This window comes from Mesorhizobium sp. M5C.F.Ca.IN.020.29.1.1 (assembly GCF_003997375.1).
GTDB classification, from domain to species: domain Bacteria; phylum Pseudomonadota; class Alphaproteobacteria; order Rhizobiales; family Rhizobiaceae; genus Mesorhizobium; species Mesorhizobium wenxiniae.
The window spans coordinates 1-1,162 of sequence record NZ_RZSW01000995.1 but is presented as its reverse complement, the minus strand read 5'-3'; the positions used below and the strand labels follow the sequence as shown (position 1 = coordinate 1,162).

General features: G+C 64.2%; 1 protein-coding gene. It reads right to left on the bottom strand.

Annotated elements, in window-relative coordinates; all coding sequences use genetic code 11:
* Positions 1 to 54: 54 nt before the first annotated feature.
* On the bottom strand, positions 55 to 1,162 hold a 1,108-nt coding region (locus tag EOA85_RS35720), incomplete at its 5' end, for an AarF/UbiB family protein (protein ID WP_127212764.1).

The window sequence follows — 1,162 nt, the reverse complement described above, 5'->3', positions numbered from 1 at the left end:
CATAGGCAATAAGCAGCATGACTGCAATGACAGCACTGCTGTCATTGCTTGCGTTCAGAGCAGCTTCCACGCGATGGTGACCATTGCCAGCGCGATCACCCACAGCGCCAGCCGGCCGGAGCGGGTGTAGCGCGCCTCGGCCTTGCCGATGGCGCGCGCCGTCCTTTCATCGAAACGCAGCCCGTGTTCGGCCATCAAATCGATCTCGCGCGACAGCCGCTCGGTGCGGGCGGCGAGGTCGGGCGCCTGGCGGGCCAGCGCCAGCAGCGCGCTGGCGCCGTCACGTGCGTCGGCCAGCAGAGCACGCGGGCCGAGATTGCCCGATATCCAGCCGCCGACCACCGGCTCGGACGTTTTCCACATGTTAAAGGCCGGGTCGAGGGTGCGGGCGACGCCTTCGACCACCACCATGGTCTTCTGCAGCAGCACCAGTTCGGAGCGCGTCGCCATGTCGAAGAGATCGGTCACCTCGAACAGAAGCGCCAAGAGCTTGGCCATCGAGATGGTTTCAGCCGGCTGGTCGTGGATCGGCTCGCCGATCGCCCGGATCGCCTGGCCGAATGCCGCGACATTATGTTGGCGCGGCACGTAGCCGGCCTCGAAATGCACTTCGGCGACGCGCAAATAGTCACGGGTGATGAAGCCGTAGAGAATTTCGGCGAGGAACCGGCGCTCCTTCTTGCCGAGCCGGCCGGCAATGCCGAGATCGACAGCGACGATGGTGCCATCGGGCTCGACGAACAGGTTACCCGGGTGCATGTCGGCGTGGAAGAAACCGTCACGCAGTGTGTGGCGCAGGAACGACTGGACCAGGTTGACGGCGATCGCCTTCAGGTCATGGCCGGCGGCAGCGAGGCCGGCAATGTCGTTCATCTTGATGCCGTCGACCCATTCCATGGTCAGTACGTCACGGCCAGTACGTTCCCAGTCGACGGACGGGACGCGAAAGCCGGGATCGTCTTTGGTGTTCTCGCCGAGTTCCGAAAGCGCTGCCGCCTCGAGCCGCAGATCCATTTCGATCTTGGTGGTCTGCGCCAGCGTCTGGGTCACTTCGACCGGACGCAGCCGGCGCGACGACGGAATGTATTTTTCCTGGAGACGGGCGGCGAGGAAATAGCTTTCGAGATCGCGAAAGAAACGGCGTCGCACGCCCGGCCGGATG